Source organism: Bradyrhizobium sp. SYSU BS000235, assembly GCF_049747295.1.
Lineage (GTDB): Bacteria > Pseudomonadota > Alphaproteobacteria > Rhizobiales > Xanthobacteraceae > Afipia.
The window spans coordinates 139,155-165,029 of the sequence record NZ_JBMHJM010000003.1; the positions used below are offsets into that span (position 1 = coordinate 139,155).

The window sequence follows — 25,875 nt, forward strand, 5'->3', positions numbered from 1 at the left end:
ACAGAACGTGATTGGCCTTCTGGAAGAGCATGAACGCACCATGGCGTTCGCTGAGGTCGCTTTGGGTCAAATTAGATCCTTGCGCCAGACAGCTGTGCCTCGCAATTACGAGATCTGGTACGTCTACGCGACCGGCTACAACAGTGCCCTCAACAAGATCATCAATGAAACGCTGGCCCGTAACGGCAAGCTGACCGAATCCGATCTCGATCAGATCTACGAGACCTATCTTTCCCAGATCCGCACCACTGAGCGCATCGACAAGGTTGGCTCGCGCGTCATCAGCGAGATCGACGATGTGATGTCCCTCATCACCGATGCGCTGGGAATGACCGCGACCTTCGGCAACAGCCTTGATGGGGCGACACAGAAGCTTACCAGCGCCAAGGATATCAGCCAGGTCAAAGCCGTCGTCGAGGCGCTGGTCGCTTCCACACGGGAGATGCAGGAAACCAATCGGGCGCTTGAATCGCGCTTGATGGTGTCGAAGCAGGAAATCTCCAATCTCCAGCACAGCCTTGAAGCTATCCGGACCGAGAGCCTCACCGATCCGCTGACATCGCTGGGCAATCGCAAGTACTTCGACCGCGCCATTGAAAGCGCAGTCGCACATGCGACACAGACCAGCGAGCCGTTGTCCTTGTTGATGCTCGACATCGACCACTTCAAGTCCTTCAACGACAATTATGGTCACCTGACGGGCGATCAGGTGCTGCGTCTGGTGGCGATGTCGTTGAAACAGACCATCAAGGGTCAGGACATTACCGCGCGCTATGGCGGGGAAGAGTTTGCCGTGGTGCTCCCGAATACAGCGCTTCGTCAGGCGCTGACGGTCGCCGACCACATTCGCCGCGCCGTGATGTCGAAACAGCTCAAGAAGAAATCGACCGGTGAAATTCTCGGCCGCGTCACCATCTCCGTCGGCGTGTCAATGCTGCAGTCCGGTGACGACACTGACAGCTTCATCGAACGGGCGGATGCCTGTCTCTATGCGGCCAAACGCAACGGCCGCAATCGCGTGATCTGCGAAGCGGATCCGGAGTTCTCTCCCAACGACCGCATTCAGGTCGCCTGAGACTTTCTCCCGCCGGTCTTTCGACCGGCTTTTTTATGTCCGGCTTTCTTTTTGGCAGCGCGGCTGGATGTCCTGCGCTTCGCAGCCATCGTCCGCGACGCCGTCTTTTTGGTCTTCTTTGTTGGCTTCAAGACCTCGGACTTTGGTTTCGTCGGCTTCGAGTTCGCAGATTTGGATTTCGCAGATTTGGATTTCGCGGGCTTCTTTTTCACGCCTGACTTCTTGGCTGCCGCGCGCTTGGCTGCTTCGACAGCTTCGCGAGCCCACACCGCAAGCTCTTCCGGATCGTCATAAAGCCGTTCCGGCAGATGCCGATAGGACTTCACAACGATCGTTTTGTTTTTGGTGTCGTACTGGAAGGGCTCGGCGCCCTCGGCCTCGTACCGGGCGACGGTCTGATCATCGACCCTGAAAATAATGCCGGCTCTCAGCGCCATGGCGAAGTTCACGCCATCGGCGACGATGCCATAGCCGCTGAACATGCGGCGAAGAGCGATAAATCCGAATTGAGAGAAGAGATCGACAAGATAGTCGCGGTCCATGGCCGGACCGGACACCATTAGCCGTCGATCTTGGCCGGCGTGAGCTGAACCGACTCGCCGCAGCCGCAAGCACTGATCTGGTTTGGATTGTTGAAGACGAACTGCGCCTGCATCTTGTCCGCCTTGTAATCCATCTCGGTCCCGAGCAGGAACAACACCGCCTTGGGATCGACCAGGATCTTCACGCCCTTGTCCTCAACGACCTCATCGGTCGGCCGGACCTCATGGGCATACTCAACAGTATAAGACTGACCGGCGCAGCCGCCGTTCTTGATGCCGACCCGCAAGCCGACGATTTCGGAGTCTGCACGACCGGCAAGCTCTTTCACACGCTCTGCGGCAGCGTCCGTCAAACGCATCACCTGCGGACGGGGACGAACCTTCGGTTTGGCTGACATGGTGCTGTTCGGCGTCATAGCTGTCATTTGGTCACTTCCCTCGGCGTTTCAATGCCGACGACGTCCAGATTAGATTAGATGCCGAATCGTAAACGTCTTCAACTCACCACATGTTGAGGACGAGGCGGGCCTCGTCCGACATCCGGTCAGGCGTCCAAGTCGGCTCCCAGACCACGTTCACGCTCACTGGACCAACGCCCGGCACACTCGCCACGGCGTTCTCAACCATGGTCGGCAGCTCACCAGCAGCCGGACAATTTGGCGTCGTGAGCGTCATTTGCACATCGACAGATCGATCGTCCTTGATATCGACCTTGTAGATCAGACCAAGCTCGTAAATATCGGCCGGGATTTCCGGGTCGAACACGGTCTTCAACGCTGCAACGATGTCGGTGCCGAGACGTTCCGTCTCTTCAGTCGGCAACGCCGATTGCGTATCAAACCGTGGCTGGGCTTCAGATGCCTGAATGGTCTCACTCATGAAAAGAGCTCCCGCGCCTTGATCAGCGCCTGCGCAAGCTGGTCGACCTCGCTGCGCGTATTATACATGCCGAATGAGGCCCGGCATGTGGCTGTTACGTTGAATCGCTCCAAAAGCGGCATAACGCAGTGCGTCCCTGCCCGAACCGCAATGCCGCCGCGATCGATTACCGTTGCGACATCATGTGGGTGCGCCCCTTCCATCTCGAACGAGATGACGGGTCCCTTGCCGCGCGCCGTACCGATGATGCGGACAGAATTGATCTCGCGCAGTTGATCCATCGCATAGGTGAGCAGATCGTGCTCATGCTTGGCGATGCGTTCCTTACCGATCGAATTCACGTAGTCGATCGCAGCACCAAGCCCAATGGACTCGACAATGGCCGGAGTTCCCGCTTCGAATTTATGCGGAGGATCACCGTAAGTGACCCAGTCCTTCGCCACCTCGCGGATCATCTCGCCGCCGCCGTTGTATGGACGCATGGCGACGAGGTGATCGTATTTCGCATACAGCACACCGATACCGGTCGGGCCGTAAAGCTTGTGGCCGGTGAAGACATAGAAATCGCAATCGATGTCCTGCACGTCGATCGCCATGTGCACGGCCGCCTGGCTGCCGTCGACGAGCACAGGAATGCCCCGCGCATGTGCAATCTTCACGACGTCCTTCACCGGAACGACGGTCCCGAGCGCATTCGACATCTGCGTGATGGCAACAAGCTTGGTCTTCGCCGTCAGCAGCTTCTCGAATTCCTCAATGAGAAAGTTACCTTCATCATCGACCGGCGCCCACTTGATCACGGCACCATGGCGTTCGCGCAGAAAGTGCCAAGGAACGATATTCGAGTGATGCTCCATGATCGAGAGCACAATCTCGTCGCCCTCTTTGATATTGGGCTCACCCCACGACGATGCCACGAGGTTGATGGCCTCGGTGGCATTGCGCGTGAAGATGATTTCCTCATTGCGCCTGGCATTGAGAAACTGCGCCACGCGTGACCGCCCGCCTTCGTAAGCGTCGGTCGCGGCGTTGGCGAGATAATGCAGCCCGCGATGGACGTTGGCGTATTCGCTCTTGTACGCCTCTGCCATACGATCAAGCACGGCATTCGGCTTCTGCGCGGAGGCTGCGTTGTCGAGATAGACCAGCGGCTTGCCGTAGACTTTCAGCGCGAGTGCCGGAAAGTCCTGTCTGACACGCTCCACATCATATGAACCATTTGCCACTGCCGGATGCATGATTATCCTCGCGCTGCCAGCCATCGATCAGCGGCAGCAATTGCGATGTCGCGCAGATTGTCGTCGACAATGGATTCGATCGCCTCGCCCACAAACGCCGCAATCAGCAATGCCTGGGCTTCCTTTTCAGGCAAACCACGCGCGCGCAGATAGAACAGCAGGCTCTCATCAAGGGCGCCGGTTGTCGCGCCGTGACCGCAGGTGACGTCGTCGGCGAAGATTTCGAGTTCAGGCTTGTTGCTGGCTTCCGCTTCATCGGAGAGCAGCAGCGCCCGGGTCATCATCTTGCCGTCGGTCTTCTGCGCGTCAGGACGAACAATGATGCGTCCCTGGAACACCGAATGAGCCCGATCATCCAGTACGGATCGGAACACTTCGCGGCTCGCGCAGTGCGGCACCGCATGGTCGACCACCAGGGTGGTATCGCCGTGACGGGTGCCAGCCAACAGATTGACGCCGTTCGTGGCCAACGTCCCGCCTTCGCCACCAAAGGTGATGAAAGCTTGATAGCGGCTCACGCTGGCGCCGTTGGTGAGATTGAACGTATTCAGCTTGGTGTTGGCACCGAGCGTGAAGATCGCCGTGGTGATGTTCGCCGCATCACGGGCATCTTCCATCACACGCACATGCTCGATCTCGACATCATCGCCGCTCCAGACCACGACGGAGTCATGGGCCTGGTAGCCCTTTGTGCCATCGGCCGCGGCAAAGCTCTCGACGAGGGTGACCTTTGCGCCCTTGCCGATCTTTACCAGCGAACGGGTGAAGGCGGAGGTGCCCGAGTTGGTCGCGACGTGAACAATGTGGATCGGCTTCGCGAGCGCCGCGCCTTCGGCGACGTCGATCACAAGCCCATCGGTCGCCATGGCGGCATTGAGCGAGATCATCGCATCCGAAGCCACGCTGGTCTGCAGCAGATCGGCGCGAACCTTGTTGGTGGAATCTTCGAGCACCTCGCGCAGCGTCCGCAGATGGATGCCGGCGTCGAGCCCGCTCAGATCGGACAGTTGCGGCGCGAACACGCCATCGACCAGCACGAACTTCTGCGTGTTGTCGATGCCGAGCGACTTCACTGACTGAGCGGCGCGGGTGAGCGCCGCCTGATCCGGAGCCGGCGCAAGCGGTGCGACCTCACGCAGCAATGCGCGCAGATCGGTATATTTCCATTCTTCGAGACGACGATGCGGCAATCCGCGCTTGGCAAAGTCATCGAAGGCGTTCTGCCGCAATTCCGCGACAGGACCTGTTCCCGGCAAACGGTCACGCGCCACGGCGAACAATTCGTCGAGCGCACGCTCCGTGTTCGGTTTGACCAATGCAACGTTCATACTGATGCCTGTTTACGCCGCTTTGTCTTCGAATTGCGCGTAACCGGATTTCTCCAGCTCAAGCGCGAGATCCTTGCCGCCGCTCTTCACGACGCGCCCCTTCGACATCACGTGGACAAAGTCGGGAACGATGTAGTTGAGCAGTCGCTGATAGTGGGTGATCACCACCATCGCGCGGTCCTTCGAGCGCAATGCATTGACGCCGTCGGCGGCAACGCGCAGCGCGTCGATGTCGAGACCCGAATCCATTTCATCGAGAATGCACAGGCTCGGCTGGAAAAGCGCCATCTGCAGCACTTCGTTACGCTTCTTCTCGCCGCCGGAGAAGCCGACGTTGACGCCGCGCTTCAGCATGTCCTGCGGAATGTTCAGCGAGGTCGCGACTTCGCGAACCTTCTTCAGGAAGTCAGGCGTCGAATACTCGCTCTCACCGCGTGCCTTGCGCTGGGCGTTCAGCGCGGTGCGCAGGAACGTCATGGTCGCAACGCCCGGGATCTCGACCGGATACTGGAACGCAAGGAACACGCCTTTGGCGGCACGCTCATCCGGCGCCATCTCCAGCAGATCTTCGCCCTTGAACAGGATCTCACCGCCGGTGACATCGTAGCCTGGCTTGCCGGCAATGACGTGGCTCAGCGTCGATTTGCCAGAACCGTTCGGTCCCATGATGGCGTGAATCTCGCCCGCGTTCACGGTGAGGTTCAGCCCATGCAGAATCTCGTTGTCCTCGACCTGAACCTTCAGATCCCTGACTTCAAGCAACGCGGTCATCCGACACTTCCTTCTAGCGAGATCGAGATCAGCTTTTGGGCCTCGACCGCAAATTCCATTGGCAATTGCTGCAGCACGTCCTTGACGAAGCCGTTGACGACGAGCGCCACCGCCTCTTCCTGGCTCAAACCGCGCTGCACGCAGTAAAACAGCATGTCTTCCGAAATCTTCGACGTGGTCGCTTCGTGTTCGAACAGCGCCGACGAGTTCTTGGCTTCGATGTACGGCACCGTGTGCGCGCCGCACTTGTCACCGATCAGGAGCGAGTCACACGCCGTGAAGTTGCGCGCGTTGGTCGCCTTGCGGTGAGCTGTCACCAGGCCGCGGTAGGTGTTTTGCGAAACGCCCGCCGCGATGCCCTTCGAGATGATGCGGCTGGTCGTGTTCTTGCCAAGATGGATCATCTTGGTGCCGGAATCGACCTGCTGATAACCGTTCGAAATCGCGATCGAATAGAACTCACCGCGCGAGTTATCGCCGCGCAGAATGCAGCTCGGATACTTCCAAGTGATCGCGGAGCCGGTCTCGACCTGGGTCCAGGAGATCTTGGAGTTCTTGCCGCGGCAATCACCACGCTTGGTGACGAAGTTGTAGATGCCGCCCTTGCCTTCCGAGTTGCCCGGATACCAGTTCTGCACCGTCGAATACTTGATTTCGGCATCGTCAAGCGTGACGAGTTCGACCACGGCGGCATGCAACTGGTTCTCGTCGCGCTGCGGAGCCGTGCAGCCTTCGAGATAGCTGACGTAAGCGCCCTTGTCGGCGATGATCAGCGTCCGCTCGAACTGGCCGGTGTTGCGCTCGTTGATGCGGAAGTAGGTCGACAGCTCCATCGGGCAACGCACGCCTTCCGGCACGTAGACGAACGAGCCATCGGAGAACACGGCCGAATTCAGCGTCGCGAAATAGTTGTCGGAGGTCGGCACCACCGTGCCGAGATACTTCTTTACCAGCTCGGGATGTTCGCGGATCGCTTCCGAGATCGGCATGAAGATCACGCCGGCTTTCTTCAGCTCAGCCTGGAACGTGGTGGCGACAGACACAGAGTCGAACACGGCATCGACCGCGACGCGGCGCTCACCCTCGGGGCGCACGACGCCGGCCAGCATTTCCTGCTCACGCAGCGGAATGCCGAGCTTCTCATAGGTCTTCAGAATTTCCGGATCGACCTCATCGAGCGAGGCCAGCGCCTTCTTCTTTGGCGCAGCGTAGTAATACAGATCCTGATAATCGATCTTCGGGTAGTTCACCCGCGCCCACGTCGGCTCTTCCATGGTCAGCCAACGACGATACGCTTCCAGACGCCATTCCAGCATCCAGGCGGGTTCGTTCTTCTTGGCCGAGATGAATCTGACGATGTCTTCCGAGAGACCCCTTGGGGCCTTCTCGGTCTCAATCAGAGTTTCGAATCCATAACGGTATTGATCGACGTCGATCTGGCGAACCCGATCAACCGTCTCTTGTACGGCCGGCATCTTTATCCTCCGCTCGCGGTTTCAAGGACCGCGGTGGACCGCGTAAGTTGTATTCAGGCCTCACTCGCGCAATGCGCGAAGGTTAGAACTGTTCAAGCCCGAGTGTTCGGGCTTTAAGTAGTACACTCGAGAGCTTTCTCCAAGCCTCTAGACATCGATCGATGTCCGCTTCAGTGGTCTCCCAGCCCAGACTGAGGCGAATGGCTCCCTGAATGAGGTCCCGATCGACCTTCATGGCCTGCAGGACGTGCGACGGCTGCACCTTGCCGGATGAGCATGCCGAGCCGGACGACACCGCGATGCCCTCCAGATCGAACCCAATGACAGCCGTTTCCGCCTTGAGGCCGGATGCGGAAACGAGCGTCGTATTCGGCAGCCGCGGAACCTCGTTGGAGAAGATCACTGTTCCGGGGAAGGCACTGAGACCGCCTTCCAGCCGCTGCTGAAGCGACCTCATACGGCTGGCGCTCGCGTCACGTGACACCATGGCCGCGCGCGTTGCCGCGCCGAAGCCCGCAATGCCTACGACATTCTCCGTTCCTGCGCGGCGGCCCTGTTCCTGTCCACCTCCGCGCACCTGGGGCTCGAGCCCATAGAGGCCCTCTGCCAACACCAGCGCGCCGACGCCCTTGGGACCACCGATCTTGTGCGCAGAAGCCGTCAGAAGATCGCACTTCAATTCGTTGATATTTATATCTATTTTTCCGAGAGACGGCACTGCGTCCACATGAAGCAACCCGCCCGCTTCATGAACCATCTCGGCAGCGTCAAGAATCGGTTGAATGGCCCCGGTTTCATTATTCGCCAGCATGAGCGACACCAGCGCCGGCGGCTGATCATGGAGCAGGCTGGCAAGAGCCTCCAGGTCGACCACCCCGGACGAATTGACCGGTGCAATCTCGATCCGGTCGCGCGGAAAGCGCCCGCCGACCAAAGCCGACGCGTGCTCAATGGCGGAAACGATCAGCCGCTGCACCGGATCTCCCCCCCGGCGCACGCCAGGCGTCTGCGCCAGCATGTTCGCTTCCGTGCCCCCGGAGGTGAACACCACATTGCGCGCGTCCGCCCCGGTTGCCGCAGCAATTGCAGCCCGCGCGTCTTCGACAAGCTTGCGCGCGGCGCGGCCTTCACTGTGGATGGACGATGGATTGCCGCCGACATCGAACGCCGCCACCATCGCCGCTCGTGCTTCGGGCCGCAGCGGCGTCGTTGCGTTCCAATCCAGATAAACCCGTTCACGCATCACGTTCGATAATCCTGCCAAGTCCTTAAGAGCAGAGGATCCGCGCTCTGCCCACCAATGCCTAATCTATGATTACCAAGCTCAATTTGCTTGCTTTTTGCCCCTCGGCCCATGGTAGAACGCCGCATCAAATTCGCATCGCGCCGATCTCCGGTCGCTAACGAGGCCAATCGACAATCTGTTGCATGGCTGATTCACCAGACACCGTCGATTGACCACATCTAAGGACGACTGATGCCCGAAGTCATTTTCACCGGCCCCGCCGGCCGTCTCGAAGGCCGCTACCACCCGGCGAAGCAGAAGAATGCACCGATTGCGATGGTTCTCCATCCCCATCCGCAGTTCCAGGGCAACATGAACCACCCGATCGTCTATCAGGTTTATTATGCCTTCGTGGCGCGTGGATTTTCGGTCCTTCGGTTCAACTTCCGCGGCGTTGGCCGCAGCCAGGGCTCGTTCGACCATGGAACCGGTGAATTGTCGGATGCCGCGGCAGCGCTCGACTGGGCCCAGACCATCAATCCCGAGGCGCGTGCCTGCTGGGTTGCGGGCTTCTCGTTCGGCGCCTGGATCGGCATGCAGCTCCTGATGCGCCGGCCCGAGGTCGAAGGCTTCATTTCGATCGCGCCCGAGCCCAACCGTTATGATTTCTCGTTCCTCGCGCCCTGCCCGTCGTCAGGCCTGATCGTCCACGGCGAGAAGGATATCGTCGCTCCCGCAAAGGACGTGACGACGCTGGTGGAAAAGCTGAAGACGCAGAAGGGCATCGTGATCGATCAACAGATTATCCCTGGCGCCAACCATTTCTTCGTCGAGAAAATGGAACCGCTGATGGAGTCGGTGACGTCTTATCTCGACATGCGGCTCGCCAACGTCCGCTGACAACACGCGCGTGGAGGCGATAGCCTCCGTGTCGCTTAAAACTCGACTGAATTCCGGCCAGGCGCTCGTCCCACTCAGGCGGCGGCCTGGCCTTCGAGTTTTAGCAGGTAGGCATCGTGCTTCCGCATGAATGCGCGCAGCAACTCGGGGTAATCCGCACCGACCGCTTCGCGCACCGACGCGCGTTCGCGCAGGCTCTTGCGCCAGCGCGCGATCTTCGGCTTGCCGGCAAGGATGCCGAAATCGCCGATCTCATCGAAGACATCGAAGTAACGAAACGCCGGCGCAAACACCGCATCGACGAGCGATAAGGCTTCGCCGTCGAACCACGGCGCAGCGACCAGTCTCGCCTCGAGCCGCGCGAACCGCTCCTCTGATTGCTTCACCTTGGCTTTGAATGCCGCTTCATCCTTGGCGGTCTCAAGGCCCCAGATATCGCCAAGAACCGCAGAGCCGAACTCAATCCACGCCCGGTGCTCCGCGCGTGCGACAGCGTCCGTTGGATGCAGAGGTTTAGGCTGCGTCTCCTCAAGGTACTCGAGGATCACGGCAGACTCGAAAATCGCCTTGTCGCCCACCAGCAAGACCGGGGTCTTGCCGAGCGGCGAGATTTTCAGAAACCAATCAGGCTTGTTGTTCAGGTCGATGTCGATCCGCTCGAACGGCACGCCCTTTTCCTTCAGGGCGACGACAGCTCGCTGGACATAAGGACACAGTCTATGGCTGACGAGTTTGAGCGGCTCGACCATCACGCGGCTCCACTTTTGCGGGTACGCCGGAGCGCCTTCAACATTTGGCAACGGGTGACGCGCGCAGCGCTCCTCACGCTGAAGAGCAACTGTGTTGCCAGGAAAATGGCTTCCCCGATAAGCATGCAAAACTCGCTTTAATGCAGATGCATCTTTCTAGACGCCCCATGGTGGAGCGTCAAGATTCATGCAGGTGCATTAAAATCACGGTTTCGCGAGCACGCCTCCGCTGAGCGGTTGGGAGACACCTGTCGTTCCAGGGTAAGTCAGCGGCAGGCCCTTCAGGCTGCGGACAGCGAGATACGCAAAGGCCTGAGCTTCAATCGCGTCGCCCGACCATCCCAGATCGCTGCCGCGCAGGACATCGACGGAGCCAAGGCGCGCGCTCAGCATGCGCATCAACGTCGGATTGCTTGCGCCTCCGCCGACGACAATCCATGTCGCCGGCGGCTTCGGCAATTGCGATGCGATGCGGGCGATGGATGTCGCGGTAAATGCGGTCAGCGTGGCGGCGCCATCTTCCGCCGTGACGCCATCCAGCTTAAGCGCCGCGAAATCATTGCGGTCGAGCGACTTCGGCGCAGGCTGGGAAAAGAACGGACGCTCCATCGCACGTGCAATCCAGGTCTCATCGACGCGGCCGTTGGCCGCCGTGCGGCCATCGCGATCGACGGCTTCGCCCGTCATGCGCAGCATGAAGTCGTCCAGCAACGCGTTACCCGGTCCGGTATCGCAGGCGATCAGCGTTTCATTGTCGATGTAGGTGACATTGGCGACGCCTCCGATGTTCACCACCACTGTGGGCTCCGAGCGTTTCTGCATCTGCACCAGCGCACGATGATAGATCGGAACGAGTGGCGCCCCCTGCCCGCCGGCAGCGACGTCCGCTGCACGCAGATCAAACACCACCTGAATGCCGAGCGCCTTTGCCAACGCTTCGCCATCGCCAATCTGCACAGTCAGTCTTTGTTCAGGACGATGCAACACGGTCTGGCCGTGAAATCCGACGACATCGATCGCGCTTGGCGCAATACTGTTGTTCTGAAGAAAGCGCTTCACCACCTCGGCATGGATCTCGGTGATCAGCCGCTCGGCCTCGGAGAGTGCACCCGGGCGCTCGTTGCGCTCTGAAATGGACACGGCGTCCGCAAGCGCCCGCCGGAGCAGTTCGCGCTCCTGATCTGAATAGCGCCGATAGTCGGTCGGACCGAAAGCCCCGATGCGCTCGCCGTCCGTTTCGATCAATGCAACGTCGACCCCGTCCAGGGACGTTCCGCTCATGAGGCCAATGGCTTTCAGCAAGGGCCGCTCCTTGGTTGAATCCGACGCCGGACCTGATACACCACACCCCTCTATAAAACGCTAAATCGCCAGAGCGCCCGCATGAGTGCCTACAAATCCGACTTCCTCAACGTCCTCGCAAGCCGGGGCTTCATCCATCAGGTCTCGGAACCAGAGGCGCTGGATGAGCTCGCCGCCAAGGGACCGATCACGGGATATATCGGGTTTGATTGCACCGCACCCTCCCTGCACGTTGGCTCTCTGCTGCCGATCATGATGCTGCACTGGATGCAGCAGACGGGACATAAACCGATCGCTTTGATGGGCGGCGGCACCACCCGCGTCGGCGACCCCTCGGGCAAGGACGAGAGCCGGAAAATCCTCACCGAGGCCGATATCGCCGCGAACCTCGCTGGCATCCGCACGGTGTTCGACAAATTCCTGACCTTCGGCGACGGCAAGACTGATGCCGTCATGGTCAACAACAACGACTGGCTCGCGCCTCTCAACTACATCGATTTCCTGCGCGACGTCGGCAAGCACTTCTCAGTCAACCGCATGCTGTCGTTCGACTCGGTCAAGCTGCGCCTCGAACGGCAACACGAGCTGTCGTTCCTCGAATTCAACTACATGATCCTGCAAGCGTACGACTTCGTCGAGCTTCACAAGCGCACAGGCTGCGTGCTGCAGATGGGCGGCTCGGATCAGTGGGGCAACATCGTCAACGGCATTGACCTCGGCCGACGCATGGCCAACGCACAGTTGTTCGCGCTGACCTCTCCGCTGCTCACCACTGCCAATGGGGCCAAGATGGGTAAGACGGCGGCCGGCGCCATCTGGCTCAACGAAGATCGGCTCAGCGCTTACGATTACTGGCAATTCTGGCGCAACACCGAGGACGCCGACGTCGAACGCTTTCTCAAGCTGTTCACTGTGCTGCCGCTCGATGAGATTTCGCGGCTCGCAGCGCTGCGTGGCCAGGACATCAACGAAGCCAAGAAGGTTCTGGCAACCGAAGCAACCGCGCTGGTTCGCGGCCGCGCCGCAGCCGAGGCAGCAGCGGAGACCGCGCGCAAAACGTTCGAGGAAGGCGCGATCGCCGGTGATCTTCCAACGCTCGAAATTGCAAAAGCCGAACTCGAAGGTGGCGTTGCAGTGCTTGGACTGTTCGTCCAAGCGGGACTTGTCACGTCAAATGGCGAAGCGCGGCGTCAGATCAAGGGCGGCGGTCTGCGTGTCAACGACACAGCCGTAACGGACGAGAAGATGGTGCTGGCATCGAAAGATTTGACGCCGGAAGGCGTTATCAAACTGTCGATGGGTCGCAAGCGGCACGTTCTGCTGAAGCCGGTCTAAAGCGCCGCTGGGGCCGCTCTAACGCAGCATCGTCATCATGGTCGCCGACATCGTCGCGACCATGTTTTTCATGGTCAATTGTTGGGTGTGCTGAAATCCGTCGGCGCGTTTTGCTTGCCGGTGTTGAAGTCGAAAATCTTGCGGAAGACGCCCGGCGCCATGGCGGAGATCGGATTGACGCGCAGCACAGGTGCGCCCGGCGACCCCACCACTTCATAGGTGATGCCGATCAGGCCTTCGTTGCTGCCGCCGCCGAGGAACAAGCCGACGATCGGAATCTGACCGAACATATTGTTCAGACCGTAAAGCGGAACGAAGGTGCCGCTCATGCGCACCTGGTTGGCGGTATAGTCGATGTTGCCCTCGATGGTCGCGCCAACCGTCGGCCCGCGCACCACGCCGTCCTTGATCCGCAGTTGACCTGTCTGGCGGATGAACTCGGCCCGCATGCCGGAGAATCCGACACCTTGCGGATTGATGCCTGGTCCGTTGGCAACAACGCGATCAAGAGCAGCCTCTCCCTTGATGTGGAAATCACGGACGTTCAGCAGGCCCTCCTGAGGTGTCGTATCGGACGTCGGAGGATCGACCGCGAGCCACATCTTCCCGCCGGTCATCTTGGCGTAGGTGTCGGTGAAGCGGAAAAATGCACCGGCGTCGTTGGTTTCCAGGTACATCACTTCCCGGCCTTGCGCTTTGCCGCGAAGGTCACCGATCACGGACGTGTCGCGACCTATCTTGCCGTTCAACGAGAAGGATTTGATTGTCCCGTTGCGCCGCGAAAGCTTCAGGTCAACACCGCGTACCGCCTCACCATAGAAACCGGCGATCGCTCCCAGCTTGGCGTCGATATCAAAGTCAAAACCCTTCGCCTTTTCCTTCGCGCTCGAGTCCTTGCCGGACATCGCCCCCTTGATGAATGATCGACCGTCGAACACCTCGCCACGCATCGTGACCTTGAGCGTCCCATCTGCTGCGCGTTCGGCTTTCAAGCTCGCTTTGTCCCCTTCCGACGGAGCGAAGGTTGGAAAGGACGCGTTGACCAGATCGTTCTTGTCGTCGACCTCGAGCGCCCCTTTGATCGACGTGCCATTACCCTCGACAACGATGTCTTCAAAGCGCGTTCCCTGGGGCTTCTGGATCACGTTGAACGTCATCTTGGTGTTCTTGCCGGCAACCTTCGTCCATCCCGGCAACAGATTGTCGATCCGAGCCGCGGTCAAATCCGCTTCCACGCCAAATCGGTTGTCGTTATCGCCGTTGCCGATCTTGCCGGAAAGCTTGATGGGAATGGCTCCGCTCAGGCTCGATCCGAGGTCGACGCCGAGACGCGCACGCGCGGCATCGTCGAGCGTCGCGGCCAGCTTGACATCGGCGTCACCATCACTGGTTTTGCGATAATCCAGGGCTGCAGGCTGGCCGCCGATTTTGACGTCGCCCTTCACCCGATAACCCTGATTATCGGCGACGATTTTCAGCGCATTCGCTTCGAGCTTTTGGTTCATCGCCAGCTTATCGACAGCGAGCGATCCGAGATCGAGATTGACCGAGTAGGTCGTATCTTCCTTGGTCAACGCGTTCTTCAGCGGCATAGCCAGCGTAATCACCGCCGAGACCGTCCCCTTGCTGGAATTCGGATCGATCAGCTTATCGCCGACGTCCCGCAACCGGTCAGACTGCAGAATTTCGGCTGCCGCCGGTACCGGACCATCAAGACGGAAGCGAACACGGGTGGGAGCAGGCTTGGGCGCCAGGTCCGGCACTTCAAAGAGAAAGTCGGAGATCGTCAGCTTTCGCCCCGCAGGCGTATCGACCTGTCCCTGGCCGACGTTCACATTGACGGTCCGGCCGCTCACGCGGCCTTTCATATCGGCATCGCGAACCGATGGAAGTTCGTCAACAGGCCGTATTGTCAGGCCCGTCGCAGCGAAGTTGACCGACAGGCCGTCGTCCGGGATCGGAGGACCACCGCGCACGAGCGTATGCATCGGTGCATTCACCGCAATGTCCAGCCGCTGCAGCGTTCCTTTGTCGACGCGCTCGATCATCCACTCACGAACCTCAGGGACGATCAGCACCGGCCAGGCTTTTTTCAACACCGAAACGGGCATCGGCGTCGCAGCCATTCCAAGCGTGAGCCGAGGTTCAACACCCGCATAGTCAAAGCTGCCCGAGCCTGCGATTCCAATCTCGCCGTTGCTGATATCGCACTGGGTCAGGATGACCTTCTTGTTGTCCGTGTCGAAGCGAACCCGGATCGAAATTCGATTAAAGATCGCAGGGTCGTCACCATTTTCACCGGCGAGCAGAATCGTTCCGCCGCTCAAACCGAGCTGCCAGTTCGGTACGCTGCCGTTGGGTGGTTCCAGGTGAGCCAGCAAGGTGATCCGGTTGGCGCCGGAGTTAACGTGGAACGGCGCGACCATGACGCGTCGTCCGGCATCCCATTCCACCTTGGCGTCGGCATAGTCGATTGCCATCGGGTAATCGGGAACATTGAGATCAACGATCGTTCCCTTGCCGACAACGATCTCACCCCGGAAGTAGGTCGGCAGGCCATCACGGCCGATCTCACCCTTCAAAGCTCCGCTCAACGGCATATCCGCCGCGTAGGTGAAATTCTTCAACCGAGCCGCCAACAGCAGATTGTTGGCCGGAACTTTACTTGCGCTGATATCGATGGAGCGGACCCCATTGGTCGGGGCACCGACGGCAACCTTGAGCTGCCACGGATTTTTACCCTCCTCGCCGATGCTGAACGCTGCCCCTCCACCGCTCGGGCGCAGAAGGCTGAGGCTGATGTTTTCGAACGTCAGACGGCCACCGCTGCGCTGGTCCTCGACCGTCAACACACCGTTGCGTAAGCCGATCTCATTCAGGCTCTGACCATCCAGACCTTTCGCGCTCAGGCCGTCGAGCCAATCCATCGCCGCCAGCAAGCCGCCCGCACCATTGGGATTGGCTGTCGCCGAAGGCGTCGCTGCGGTTCCGGCTTGGGATGGAGCTTCCTGCCCCGGAGCCACCGGTGCGGCCGGTTTCTCAGAAACCTTCGCGGTCGCGAGCGGGCTGTTGCTTTGACCCGTCGATACGATCACGCGTCCATCGGGCGTAATCCGGACGGACAACTCTGCGCCCACGAGCCTGAGCGTCTCGGCGCGGAGCTGTCCCATGATAAGGGCCATCCCGGACAGCCTGACTTCAGCTTTCGGTGCACTGGCGACGATGTTGTGATCACGGTCACGCACCAGAATATCTCTGAGCCGCACCGCAATGCGAATCCGCCCGGCCCGCTCAATCTGCGTACCGCCAACTTCGACAGTGTGTTCGTGTCCCAGATTTTGTTCGATTGCCGACGCGAGCCAGGGGGTAATGACATCGAGATTGACCGGGCCCGCTCCAAGACGCAGCCATAACGCGCCAAATCCCGCTGCCGATAAAACGCCGAACACCGCAACGATGATTGCAAGGCGTCCGATCCAGACACTCCCGCTCAGCCAGCGCCGCAATCCTCGCACGGGATCGGTCAGCCGATGCATCCCCATGCCTCGGCGCTTCAAAAGCTTCAGCGCTTGATCACATGCGGCATCGTCATGATCCCATCGGGGATCATGCCAGCTCATGTGCTCATCAGCAGCCTTTGAATAGGCCTTTTTTGGCTCGGAGCTCGGCATTGCCTCTCAGTGCTGGTCATCAGCCTGGCTGCCGCCAGACATCGAAGCGTCGGTAATAAGCAGTTGCTCGATTGTCTGGCATCCTGCCAAATCTAAATTGCTGTTTTGGCTATTGTTCGGCCGGTGATTTTCAAGGACATGAGATTCTCTTGTCACCATAGCCCGGACACGCCAGATTTGCCCAGCGGCAGAACAACCTATGGCTTGTCGCCGCTCTCTCCCCCGACTCCCTAGATGCCCCGCTGAAAGCGACGAAAGGAAGGCGTATGTCCCAGAAAACGCGGAAGAATTCTAAAAGCGCCGCTTCTGGCCCGGCAGCTTCCCCAAAAGCCCCTGGCAAAACCCTCAAGGCAGGCGCTTCGGCAGCGGCAAAGACGAGCACCAAGGTTTCCAAAGCTGTTTCCAAGACTGGCTCCAAGACCGGCGCAAAGCCCTCCGTGGCGGCCATAAAACCGGCGACCTCAGCAAAGCCAAAGGCGACGGGGACCTCCGTTCTTCAGGAGGGCATGAAGGCGCCGTCCTTCACTCTCCCGCGCGACGGGGGACAAACTGTGAAGCTCAAGGATTACTCGGGGCGCAAGCTCGTGATCTTCTTCTATCCCCGGGCCGACACACCGGGCTGCACCCTGGAAGCGGCTGATTTCAGCAAGCTCGCCAGCGCCTTTGCCGCGAGCCAAACAGCCGTCCTGGGCGTCTCGGCGGATCCCGTGAAGGCGCAAGAGCGCTTCAGGGACAAACATCAACTGACCGTCCCCCTGTTGTCGGATGAGGAACACGACATGCTCGACGCCTATAGAGCGTGGGGACAAAAATCCATGTATGGCAAGACTTTCGAGGGAATTATTCGAACAACGGTTCTGATTGACCGCGAGGGCAAAATCGCCCGCATCTGGTCCAAAGTGCGGGTGCCGGGGCATGCCGACGAGGTTCTGGCTGCCGCCCGGAGCCTGTAGAACCGCCGCCATTTCCCGAAAATTAACCATGGATAGTTCAAATCAGCCTCGAATTGAGCCTACCGGGCGAGTCTCCGGTCGGCGCAGGAGTGCTGATGTCGTACCGTTCCGGCCCACAACCATCCGAACACCATGATCATGCCCGGGCCCATCAACGTCGCCCTGCCCATGGCCATCATCCTCCGCGCCCGCGCCCAGATCGCAAGGGCTACACCATCGTCCACGCCGGCAAGCAAGTTCGGCTGGGACCGGTGGTGTTCTGGATTGTCGCCGGCACCATCATTCTCATGGGAGCCTGGTCCGCAGCGACGGCGACATATTTCGCGTTCCGCGATGACGTTTTGACGCGCCTGATCGCCCGTCAGGCCGAAATGCAGTACGCCTACGAGGATCGCATCGCGGAACTGCGTGCACGTGTCGACCGCACCACCAGCAAACAGCTTCTTGATCAGGAACAATACGACCAGAAGCTCAACCAGATCATGAGGCGGCAGGCGCTGCTCGAATCACGGGCCAGCGCCCTCAACGCCATGCCCGACGCCTCCATCACCGGATCCATCGGCAAGCCCCCCGCTCGTGCGTCGCAACTGAACGACAGTCCGTCCGCAATTCCAAAGCCGTCGCCCATCAACGATACCGTGATCTTCGTTGCTCCACCGGATCGGGAAGCCCGTCTGGAATCCCGCACGCCGCAGATCGCGCATCCGCGCAACACGGAATTCGCGAAACTCAAGGGCGTCGATAGCGTCCTGACAAATTTGCAAGCCGGTCTCGACAAAATCGAAAACCGCCAACTCGCAGCGCTTAATTCAGTGGAAGACAGCTACGACTCGCGGGCACGCCGGATGCGCGGGGTGATCGCGGACCTCGGCCTCAACGTGGCGCAACTGGAAGCGGCGGCCCCCAAAGGCGGCGTTGGCGGACCGTTCGTGCCGTTGAAGGCGCCGGCCGGCGATTCCGGCGCTTTCGAGAAGCAGGTGTATCGTATCAACCTCAGCCGCGCTCAGGTCGACAAGCTGACCCGCACGCTTTCGCTGGTGCCGTATCGCAAGCCCGTAATCGGCAACGTCGAATTCTCATCTGGCTTCGGCGTGCGCAGCGATCCCTTCCTGGGGCGTCCGGCCATGCACACCGGCCTCGATTTTCGCGCCTCAACCGGCGATCCGGTCCGCGTCACCGCGAACGGAAAGGTCGTCAATGCCGGATGGGCCGGCGGCTATGGACGCATGGTAGAAGTCGACCATGGCAATGGCCTATCAACACGTTACGGCCACCTGTCACAGATCAACGTGAAGGTTGGCGAGATCGTCAAAATTGGACAGGTGATCGGCGAGGTCGGCTCGACGGGCCGTTCAACCGGACCGCATCTTCACTACGAGACCCGGGTCGACGGAGAAGCCGTCGATCCGCAGAAGTTCCTGCGCGCAGGTGTTCGCCTGGCACAAGGTTGAGTTTCGAGAACCTAGTCGACGTCCTCGATTGCGCCCGGTGTCGTGCCGAAAGCCTTTTGCGCCAGCGTGGCCGCCATGAACTCATCAAGCTCACCGTCGAGCACGCCCTGGGTGTCTGAGGTTTGCACACCCGTGCGCAGGTCCTTCACCATCTGATACGGCTGCAGCACGTAAGAGCGGATCTGGTGACCCCAGCCGATATCGGTCTTGGCCGCCTGGTCCGCGACAGCCTGTGCCTCGCGCTTCTTGAGCTCGACCTGGTACAGCCGGGCACGCAGCATGTCCCACGCCTGGGCGCGGTTCTTGTGTTGCGAACGGCCGGCCTGACAGACCACCGCAATTCCCGTCGGAATGTGCGTCAATCGTACCGCCGACTCCGTCTTGTTGACGTGCTGACCACCGGCGCCGCCTGACCGCATGGTGTCGGTGCGGACGTCCGACTCCTTGATGTCGATCTGAATGCGATCGTCGACCACCGGAAACACCGCGACGCTCGAAAACGAGGTGTGACGCCGCGCATTGGAGTCGTATGGCGAAATACGCACGAGCCGATGGACGCCGCCCTCGGTCTTGAGCCAGCCGTAGGCGTTGTGACCCTTGATCTGGATCGTCGCAGACTTGATCCCGGCTTCTTCGCCCTCGGTTTCTTCGAGATATTCGATCTTGTAGCCGTGCTGTTCCGCCCAGCGCGTGTACATGCGCAGCAACATCTGAGCCCAGTCTTGGCTTTCAGTGCCGCCGGCACCGGCGTGAACTTCGAGATAGCTGTCATTGGCGTCAGCTTCGCCTGACAACAGCGCTTCGAGTTCCTGACGGGCAACATCTTTCTTCAGTGCCTTCAGGGCGTTCTCTGCCTCCGCGATGACGCCTTCATCATTCTCGGCTTCGCCGAGTTCGATCATGCCAACCTGATCCTCGATCTCGCGCTCGACCTTGACGATGCCGGTGAGTTGATTCTCGAGCGAGGTCCGCTCCTGCATCAGCTTCTGAGCTTTCTGCGGATCGTTCCAGAGGTTGGGGTCTTCGGCGAGGTTGTTCAGTTCAGCGAGACGTGCAGTGGAGGCATCGACGTCAAAGATGCCTCCTCAGCAGCCCGACTGACTGCTTGATCTCTTCTACAAGGCGTTCAATTTCAGGACGCATAACAATTCCATCTTGCGGCAAGGGCCGCGATTCAAACGAAGAAAGGGATGTAACGGCTGACGGCGGCCAGTGCAATCAACCTAATACAGGCCGCCAGTCCCGGAACGAATGATGGCGCGATCCGCATCGGGCGAGACGCTCAGCGGTCTGCCATCGGCATCCGCAACTCCGATAACCGAATAGTTGTCAGGCGGCGCAGTCCCGGGCTTGAAGGCTTCGAGGATCGTCCTGCCGGTATCACCCGGCCCTGCCCGCATTCCCGTCTTGGCGTCCACGCGGATGAGCTTGATGCCGGCGGGTACGCGGAACGGAACCGCAGGCTTGTCCGCGAGCGCAAGCTTCAGGAAATCCCTCGCGACCGGCGCAGCCAGATGACCGCCCGTACCGCCTCGGCCGAGGTTCCGCGGCTTGTCGTAACCGATGTAGATCCCCACAACCAGATCCGGCGAGAATCCGATGAACCACGCATCCTTCTCGTCGTTGGTGGTTCCGGTCTTGCCGGCGATCGGCTTGCCAACGTCGCGGACGACCGTCGCCGTACCGTTTTGCACCACGCTCTCCATCATGGAGGTGATCTGGTACGCAGTCATGGAATCCAGCACCTGCTCACGGCGATCCACCAGCGTCGGCTCGGGTTGGTTCTTCCAGCCCTCAGGCGCATCGCAGCCGCGGCACTCACGCTGATCGTGCTTGTAAATCGTATGGCCGTAGCGGTCCTGGATACGGTCGATCAGCGTGGGCTTCACGCGCTTGCCGCCATTGTCGAACATTGAATATGCCGTGACCATGCGCATGACTGTCGTTTCGCCCGCGCCGAGCGCGTACGAAAGATAGTTCGGCAGTTCATCGTACACACCGAAGCGTTTGGCGTATTCGGCGATCAACGGCATGCCGACGTCCTGCGCGAGCCGCACGGTTACCGTATTCAATGACCGGGTGAGCGCATTCCGCAGCGTCGTCGGCCCGTAATATTTTCCCGTCGAATAGTTTTCCGGACGCCACACCCCGACGCCCTGCCCCTGATCGATTTCGATCGGCGCGTCGACCACGACCGTCGATGGCGTGTAGCCGTTATCCATCGCCGTCGAATAGACGATCGGCTTGAACGACGAGCCCGGCTGACGATAGGCCTGCGTCGCGCGGTTGAACTGGCTCTGATCAAATGAGAAGCCGCCGACCATGGCGAGGACGCGCCCGGTCCATGGGTCCATCACGACCATCGCACCGGACACTTCAGGGATCTGCCGGAGCCGGTACTGTCCTTCGACCTTGCTGCCGTCCTTGGCCAGCAATGGATCGACATAGATCACATCGCCCGGTGAAAGCACTTGCGTCACATTGGTCGGCGTCTTGAAGCGCGTCGGCCCGGACGCAGCCTTCGCCCACCGAACGCCGTCCAGTGTGATCAGCCCGGTTTCGCGTGTCTTGAGCACCGCGCCGCCGAGTTCGCGGCCGGGCTGGAATCCAATCCGCGCCGACTGATCACTGGTCTCCAGAACAACGGCCATGCGCCAGGGCGAGATGTCCGTGAGCGATTTGACGTCGGCGAGCTTTACGCCCCAGTCACCGGTGATATCGATCTTGGACTGCGCGCCGCGCCAGCCTTGCGCCTCATCGAAGTTAACCAGACCTGCGACCATCGACTTGCGCGCCATGATCTGCAGTTTCGGGTCAAGCGTCGTGCGCACCGACAGGCCGCCCTCGTACAGCTTCTTTTCGCCATAACGCTCGAAGATGTCGCGACGGACTTCTTCGGCGAAATACTCGCCGGCGAAAATATGCGCTGCATTGCTGCGGTTGGTGACGACCAGCGGCTCTTTCCGAGCGGCGGCCGCATCAGACTGCTTGATCCAGCCGTTTTCAGCGAGGCGATCGATCACGTAGTTGCGGCGCTCGATTGCGCGATCGCGGTTACGGACGGGGTGAAGCGCGGCTGGCGCCTTGGGCAAAGCGGCCAGATACGAGGCTTCCGCCACGGTCAGTTCATTGACCGACTTGTCGAAGTAGACCAGCGACGCAGCGGCGATGCCATACGCACCGAGACCGAGATAGATTTCGTTCAGATAGAGCTCAAGAATCTTGTCCTTGCTGTAGGTGCGCTCGATGCGCATCGCCAGCAGAGCTTCCTTGATCTTGCGGGTGAACGACACTTCGTTGGTCAGCAGGAAGTTCTTCGCAACCTGCTGCGTGATGGTGGATGCGCCTTGCGGCCGGCGGTTGGAACCGTAGTTCTGCGCATAGAGCAGCGCAGCACGCGCCATGCCGGTGAAATCGATGCCGCCATGCTCGTAGAAATTCTTGTCTTCGGCCGCCAGGAAGGCGTTGATGACGGACTTCGGAATGGCTTGGATCGGTAAGTAGAGCCGGCGTTCCTTCGAGTATTCGCCGAGCAACGAACCGTCCGAGGCGTGAACCCGCGTCATGACCGGCGGTTCATAATCCTGAAGCTGCGAATAGTCGGGAAGATCTTTCGAGAAATGCCAGATCAGACCGGCCACACCGGCGACGCCAACAAGAAAGACGATCGTTCCCGCAGCAAACAAAAAGCCCATAAACCGCAGCAGCAACCGCATCTTCAGATTTCCGTTCCAGTGTGCGGCGCTGCCAGCCGCAGCGCATGGCCGAAAGTGCCTAAACTCGGGATTCGATCAAGATTCGATCCATGAATCTTGCGTGAGAATCTTGCCTGTGAATCGTGTCAGTTTATATCGTGCGACCCATTCCCCATGAGTCTTTGGCTTTATGAGTAGTCTATGGCTTTATGAATCCTGCCTGATCAGTCCATCCACGATGGGCCTGCCCTGACTTCTGCGCGGGGTTATATCATCCCGGGTGAAGCCGTGGGTTGATTCTGCCGGATTTTTATAATGCCGGTGCTGTGGCCAAACTAGGGCTTAGAGTCCGGATTTCCATGCGATTTCAATTTGAAGGGGGATTGGCCGAAACGACACGCTTCCCCAGAAAAGCGTCGACCGCCTGCGCCACGGAACCGACCGTTCGCGACCGCCAGCTTTCAGAAACGAGATGCTGAAGGTCATCCCTGTTCGACACATAACCCAGTTCAACCAGGACGGAGGGCACGTCATGGGCCTTCAAAACCCGGAAGCCTGCTGACTTCAGCGGATGCTTGTGCATGCGCGCCACGGATTTCATCTCGTTGGCCAGCATCCGCGCAAATCGATTTGAAAACGTTCGGGTTTCGCGCTGGGTCAGATCGATCAGAATATCGGCGACGTCGGCCGGCTCTTCCGTCAGATTCACACCGGCGATGGCGTCAGCCTTGTTCTCGGCTTCCGCGAGCTTTTCGGCTTCGGCGTCAGAGGCTTTATCCGACAGGGTGTAGATGGTCGCACCCTGGGCATCGCCCTCTTTCTTGGGCAACGCATCGGCGTGAATGGAAACAAACAGCGCGGCCATGTTGTTGCGCGCGATCTTCACCCGGTCACCCAGCGGAATGAAGGTGTCGTCGCTGCGGGTCATGACCACGCGATACTTTCCGGATTTCTCGATCCGGTCCCGCAGAGCCAGAGCGAAATCCAGCACCAGCGACTTTTCGGCTTCACCGCTCGGGGCCTGCGTGCCGTTATCAATGCCGCCGTGTCCGGGATCAATGACAACGACAAGACGGGAATCGGTCGGGGTCATGGCCTTGGTCATCCCAGTGGTATCTGGAACGGCGGGATTCGCGTCTGCATCGGCGAGAATCGCGGGCCGCAATTGATTCAAGTCCCCGCTTCCGGCCGACGACACCGATGACGCTTTAAATGCGGATGGTTCGACGGCACTCAATTCCAAGACAAGCCGCGCCGGCTGGTCGTTTGCAGCCTCCATCGCGTAGGCCTTTTCAATTTTCGCCGGCCCCGTCAGATCAAACACCATCCGGGAACCTCCCGGCATCACCAGGCCATAGCGGAAAGCCCGGATCAGCCCCCGACCCGAACCTCCCACGCCCGTTGGAAGATTGAACGTAACCTGCGGAATATCCAGAACAACCCGATACGGATTGTTCAGCGTAAAGGCACGCACGTCGATCTTATGATCCAGATCAAGAATAAAGCGCGTCTGTTTATCGTCGCCGGCGATCCGCACGCCAGACGCGATCGGAAAATCTTCCGCAACCGAAGGGCGTGGGGACTGAGTTTCGACAGCGCGAGCCGAAGGGAGTGGCGCACACATCCAAAGAACGGCGCATGCACCTGTAATCCCGAGCAAAACTGAATGATGAACGCGGCTCAACAAGGGATTCCGGTGCCTCCAGAACAGCCTCATATCGCAATAGAACTGGAGGGTTAACCTAACCTTACCGGATGGCAAATGATTGTTGCCCAGTGTTGCAGGCCTGTGACGCTTCCCTTGCCAGAGGTGGTTATTCGACGTATGTATGAAGGGCTGACGGTTTAAACTTCCGGTTGTATCGCGTTCAGCTTTTCGGTGCAGCGCCAGATCTCAGATAGTCTTGAGACTTGAGCGTATTGACCGCTTCCTCCTCGGCCAGCGCAGTGCGCGGTCGGATGAGTCGGCGGTTCGAAAGCCCGGGCAGCAAATGATGACCGGCCTTCGTCGCCGCAAGGCTACGAAACCTCCCGCCACCGCGCGTGTTTACGCCGCGTTGGCTCCCACCCAGCGGATCGCTGCTGGCCCCGTTAGCAACAAACAAGGCGGTGCGTTTACCGCCACATAATCAGACGGGCCGACGCTTGATGCGCCAGACTGTATTGCCGACCGGGATCTACATCAGGATCTTTGCAACCCCTGCGATGATGCCACGCGAATCCTATCCGCGTCGCTATTCGTTGGCGTTGCGTTCGGCACGGTGCCTCGGGTTGCGTTTTGGCCTTCCCCTCACCCCCGAATCAGGTGGACCGTCGCGTCACCGGGCTGCGCTGAATGCGTTGGCCGTCACGCGTGCCATCCGCCGTCATGAGTTTCCAAATGCCCAACAAAATGTTGATCGATGCCACCCATCCGGAAGAGACCCGGGTGGTCGTGGTGCGCGGCAACCGCGTCGAAGAATTTGATTTCGAGTCCGCCCAACGCAAACAACTCCGCGGCAACATCTATCTTGCCAAGGTCACGCGGGTAGAACCATCGCTGCAGGCCGCGTTTATCGAATACGGAGGTAATCGTCACGGCTTCCTCGCCTTCAGCGAAATTCATCCGGACTACTATCAGATCCCGGTTGCAGACCGTCAGGCTCTCATCGAGGCCGACGAACGCGCGCATCGCGAAGCTGAAGAAGAGTCGGAAAATCGCTCCAACCGTCGGCGCTCGCGTCATCGCAGTTCGCGGCGACGCAATCATGGCGAGCGCGTGCAAAGCGACGTCGTCGAGGACAGCAGCGCCGAGCGCGTCGACGCGCAGCAGCAGACAGACGTTGCGCAGGCGGACGAGCACGCCCCCGATCATCTTTATGAGTCCCACTCCGGTCACGACGGTCATGACCATGATCATCACGAGGCCGAAGCATTCCATCATGACGAGCATGCACATGATGACGAGCATCATCATGCCGCCCATCACCATGATGAGGAACATCATGATGATGGCAACCACGACGATCATCATGGCGAGCATGCGGCTGAGCAGCAGGCCGAGGCTAACGCGGTCATCGAACAGCCGGCTCCCCAGGCTGATCACGATATTCCCGTCGTAGCTGCTACGGATATTCAAGCGACTGAGTCCTCGACTGCTCATGAACAGTCGACACACGATGATCACGCTCACGATGATCATGCTCACGATGATCATGCGGATCACGACCCTTCCGACCACGGCGAGCAACCGGTCGCAGAGGTTGCTGCGTTCGGTGAATCCCGCCAGGACGATTCCCACGCTGAC

General features: G+C 59.7%; 20 protein-coding genes. 5 read left to right on the forward strand and 15 right to left on the reverse strand.

Features of this window, described 5'->3' with window-relative positions:
- Positions 1–7: 7 nt before the first annotated feature.
- Positions 8–1,075 carry a GGDEF domain-containing protein gene (locus tag ACP0KA_RS27310; RefSeq protein WP_424632097.1) on the forward strand — a complete coding sequence of 356 codons (1,068 nt, stop codon included), beginning with the start codon at positions 8–10 and terminating at the stop codon, positions 1,073–1,075.
- On the opposite strand, the gene ACP0KA_RS27315 is transcribed toward ACP0KA_RS27310, so the two are convergent.
- The 8 genes from ACP0KA_RS27315 to ACP0KA_RS27350 all read right to left on the reverse strand — a co-directional run bounded on the left by ACP0KA_RS27315 (position 1,063) and on the right by ACP0KA_RS27350 (position 8,551).
- Complete coding sequence (locus ACP0KA_RS27315; RefSeq protein ID WP_424632098.1) at positions 1,063–1,635, reverse strand: TfoX/Sxy family protein; 573 nt, start codon at positions 1,633–1,635, stop codon at positions 1,063–1,065. The two genes, ACP0KA_RS27310 and ACP0KA_RS27315, sit on opposite strands and share 13 nt — an antisense overlap.
- A complete protein-coding gene (locus ACP0KA_RS27320) occupies positions 1,635–2,042 on the reverse strand; it encodes a HesB/IscA family protein (protein ID WP_424632099.1) in 408 nt (135 codons plus the stop codon). Before ACP0KA_RS27320 ends, ACP0KA_RS27315 begins: the two co-directional genes overlap by 1 nt.
- A gap of 76 nt (positions 2,043–2,118) precedes the next feature.
- Positions 2,119–2,496 (reverse strand): SUF system Fe-S cluster assembly protein, encoded by a 378-nt coding sequence (locus ACP0KA_RS27325; protein WP_424632100.1) that lies wholly within the window; start codon positions 2,494–2,496, stop codon positions 2,119–2,121.
- The gene (locus ACP0KA_RS27330; protein ID WP_424632101.1) at positions 2,493–3,734 is read right to left on the reverse strand and encodes a cysteine desulfurase; all 1,242 of its coding nucleotides are present in this window, start codon (positions 3,732–3,734) and stop codon (positions 2,493–2,495) included. The genes ACP0KA_RS27325 and ACP0KA_RS27330 overlap by 4 nt, the downstream gene beginning before the upstream one ends.
- 2 nt (positions 3,735–3,736) lie before the next feature.
- On the reverse strand, positions 3,737–5,062 hold the full coding sequence (gene sufD / locus ACP0KA_RS27335) for a Fe-S cluster assembly protein SufD (protein ID WP_424632102.1): 1,326 nt from the start codon (positions 5,060–5,062) through the stop codon (positions 3,737–3,739).
- A gap of 12 nt (positions 5,063–5,074) precedes the next feature.
- A complete protein-coding gene (gene sufC, locus ACP0KA_RS27340) occupies positions 5,075–5,833 on the reverse strand; it encodes a Fe-S cluster assembly ATPase SufC (RefSeq protein ID WP_424632103.1) in 759 nt (252 codons plus the stop codon).
- Positions 5,830–7,308, reverse strand: coding sequence for a Fe-S cluster assembly protein SufB (gene sufB, locus ACP0KA_RS27345; protein WP_424632104.1), 1,479 nt, complete (start codon positions 7,306–7,308; stop codon positions 5,830–5,832). Before sufB ends, sufC begins: the two co-directional genes overlap by 4 nt.
- 82 nt (positions 7,309–7,390) lie before the next feature.
- The gene (locus ACP0KA_RS27350) at positions 7,391–8,551 is read right to left on the reverse strand and encodes a cysteine desulfurase family protein (protein WP_424632105.1); all 1,161 of its coding nucleotides are present in this window, start codon (positions 8,549–8,551) and stop codon (positions 7,391–7,393) included.
- A gap of 234 nt (positions 8,552–8,785) precedes the next feature.
- Between ACP0KA_RS27350 and ACP0KA_RS27355 the strand changes: the two genes are divergently transcribed.
- Positions 8,786–9,433, forward strand: a complete 648-nt coding sequence (locus ACP0KA_RS27355; RefSeq protein WP_424632106.1) for an alpha/beta hydrolase — start codon at positions 8,786–8,788, stop codon at positions 9,431–9,433.
- Between the two features lie 74 nt (positions 9,434–9,507).
- On the opposite strand, the gene ACP0KA_RS27360 is transcribed toward ACP0KA_RS27355, so the two are convergent.
- Together ACP0KA_RS27360 and ACP0KA_RS27365 are read right to left on the reverse strand one after the other, a co-directional pair.
- The gene (locus tag ACP0KA_RS27360; RefSeq protein WP_424632107.1) at positions 9,508–10,182 is read right to left on the reverse strand and encodes a glutathione S-transferase family protein; all 675 of its coding nucleotides are present in this window, start codon (positions 10,180–10,182) and stop codon (positions 9,508–9,510) included.
- A 204-nt stretch (positions 10,183–10,386) separates the two neighbouring features.
- Positions 10,387–11,484 carry an anhydro-N-acetylmuramic acid kinase gene (locus ACP0KA_RS27365; RefSeq protein ID WP_424632108.1) on the reverse strand — a complete coding sequence of 366 codons (1,098 nt, stop codon included), beginning with the start codon at positions 11,482–11,484 and terminating at the stop codon, positions 10,387–10,389.
- Positions 11,485–11,565: 81 nt separating this feature from the next.
- Here ACP0KA_RS27365 and tyrS point away from each other — a divergent pair, with 81 nt between their 5' ends.
- The gene (gene tyrS / locus ACP0KA_RS27370; protein ID WP_424632109.1) at positions 11,566–12,819 is read left to right on the forward strand and encodes a tyrosine--tRNA ligase; all 1,254 of its coding nucleotides are present in this window, start codon (positions 11,566–11,568) and stop codon (positions 12,817–12,819) included.
- A 74-nt stretch (positions 12,820–12,893) separates the two neighbouring features.
- Here tyrS and ACP0KA_RS27375 read toward each other — a convergent pair whose 3' ends face one another.
- A complete protein-coding gene (locus tag ACP0KA_RS27375) occupies positions 12,894–16,490 on the reverse strand; it encodes a DUF3971 domain-containing protein (protein ID WP_424632110.1) in 3,597 nt (1,198 codons plus the stop codon).
- 506 nt (positions 16,491–16,996) lie between these two features.
- On the opposite strand from ACP0KA_RS27375, the gene ACP0KA_RS27380 reads away from it, so the two are divergent.
- Complete coding sequence (locus ACP0KA_RS27380; protein ID WP_424632111.1) at positions 16,997–17,443, forward strand: peroxiredoxin; 447 nt, start codon at positions 16,997–16,999, stop codon at positions 17,441–17,443.
- A 95-nt stretch (positions 17,444–17,538) separates the two neighbouring features.
- Positions 17,539–18,894 (forward strand): M23 family metallopeptidase, encoded by a 1,356-nt coding sequence (locus tag ACP0KA_RS27385; RefSeq protein ID WP_424632112.1) that lies wholly within the window; start codon positions 17,539–17,541, stop codon positions 18,892–18,894.
- Between the two features lie 11 nt (positions 18,895–18,905).
- Here the strand turns inward: ACP0KA_RS27385 and prfB are convergent.
- The 4 genes from prfB to ACP0KA_RS27405 all read right to left on the reverse strand — a co-directional run bounded on the left by prfB (position 18,906) and on the right by ACP0KA_RS27405 (position 25,869).
- Positions 18,906–20,037, reverse strand: a protein-coding gene (prfB, locus tag ACP0KA_RS27390) for a peptide chain release factor 2 (RefSeq protein WP_424632113.1) whose coding sequence is annotated in 2 segments (ribosomal slippage) — positions 18,906–19,967 and positions 19,969–20,037 — 1,131 coding nt in all. Because the reading frame shifts where the segments join, the coding sequence is not laid out codon by codon here.
- Positions 20,038–20,117: 80 nt separating this feature from the next.
- The gene (locus ACP0KA_RS27395) at positions 20,118–22,610 is read right to left on the reverse strand and encodes a penicillin-binding protein 1A (RefSeq protein ID WP_424632114.1); all 2,493 of its coding nucleotides are present in this window, start codon (positions 22,608–22,610) and stop codon (positions 20,118–20,120) included.
- Positions 22,611–22,956: 346 nt separating this feature from the next.
- A complete protein-coding gene (locus ACP0KA_RS27400; RefSeq protein WP_424632115.1) occupies positions 22,957–24,276 on the reverse strand; it encodes an N-acetylmuramoyl-L-alanine amidase in 1,320 nt (439 codons plus the stop codon).
- Between the two features lie 660 nt (positions 24,277–24,936).
- A complete protein-coding gene (locus tag ACP0KA_RS27405) occupies positions 24,937–25,869 on the reverse strand; it encodes a hypothetical protein (protein WP_424632116.1) in 933 nt (310 codons plus the stop codon).
- Between the last annotated feature and the right edge of the window lie 6 nt (positions 25,870–25,875).

Excerpts from the sequence above, each read along its gene's own strand:
- ACP0KA_RS27395 (WP_424632114.1), bottom strand. The coding sequence starts at position 22,610 with ATGCGGTTGCTGCTGCGGTTTATGGGCTTTTTGTTTGCTGCGGGAACG.
- ACP0KA_RS27315 (WP_424632098.1), bottom strand. The coding sequence starts at position 1,635 with ATGGTGTCCGGTCCGGCCATGGACCGCGACTATCTTGTCGATCTCTTC.
- ACP0KA_RS27325 (WP_424632100.1), bottom strand. The coding sequence starts at position 2,496 with ATGAGTGAGACCATTCAGGCATCTGAAGCCCAGCCACGGTTTGATACG.
- tyrS (WP_424632109.1), top strand. The coding sequence starts at position 11,566 with ATGAGTGCCTACAAATCCGACTTCCTCAACGTCCTCGCAAGCCGGGGC.
- ACP0KA_RS27375 (WP_424632110.1), bottom strand. The coding sequence starts at position 16,490 with ATGCCGAGCTCCGAGCCAAAAAAGGCCTATTCAAAGGCTGCTGATGAG.
- sufB (WP_424632104.1), bottom strand. The coding sequence starts at position 7,308 with ATGCCGGCCGTACAAGAGACGGTTGATCGGGTTCGCCAGATCGACGTC.
- sufC (WP_424632103.1), bottom strand. The coding sequence starts at position 5,833 with ATGACCGCGTTGCTTGAAGTCAGGGATCTGAAGGTTCAGGTCGAGGAC.
- ACP0KA_RS27385 (WP_424632112.1), top strand. The coding sequence starts at position 17,539 with ATGTCGTACCGTTCCGGCCCACAACCATCCGAACACCATGATCATGCC.
- ACP0KA_RS27330 (WP_424632101.1), bottom strand. The coding sequence starts at position 3,734 with ATGCATCCGGCAGTGGCAAATGGTTCATATGATGTGGAGCGTGTCAGA.
- ACP0KA_RS27360 (WP_424632107.1), bottom strand. The coding sequence starts at position 10,182 with ATGGTCGAGCCGCTCAAACTCGTCAGCCATAGACTGTGTCCTTATGTC.
- ACP0KA_RS27320 (WP_424632099.1), bottom strand. The coding sequence starts at position 2,042 with ATGACAGCTATGACGCCGAACAGCACCATGTCAGCCAAACCGAAGGTT.
- ACP0KA_RS27355 (WP_424632106.1), top strand. The coding sequence starts at position 8,786 with ATGCCCGAAGTCATTTTCACCGGCCCCGCCGGCCGTCTCGAAGGCCGC.
- sufD (WP_424632102.1), bottom strand. The coding sequence starts at position 5,062 with ATGAACGTTGCATTGGTCAAACCGAACACGGAGCGTGCGCTCGACGAA.
- ACP0KA_RS27380 (WP_424632111.1), top strand. The coding sequence starts at position 16,997 with ATGAAGGCGCCGTCCTTCACTCTCCCGCGCGACGGGGGACAAACTGTG.
- ACP0KA_RS27350 (WP_424632105.1), bottom strand. The coding sequence starts at position 8,551 with ATGCGTGAACGGGTTTATCTGGATTGGAACGCAACGACGCCGCTGCGG.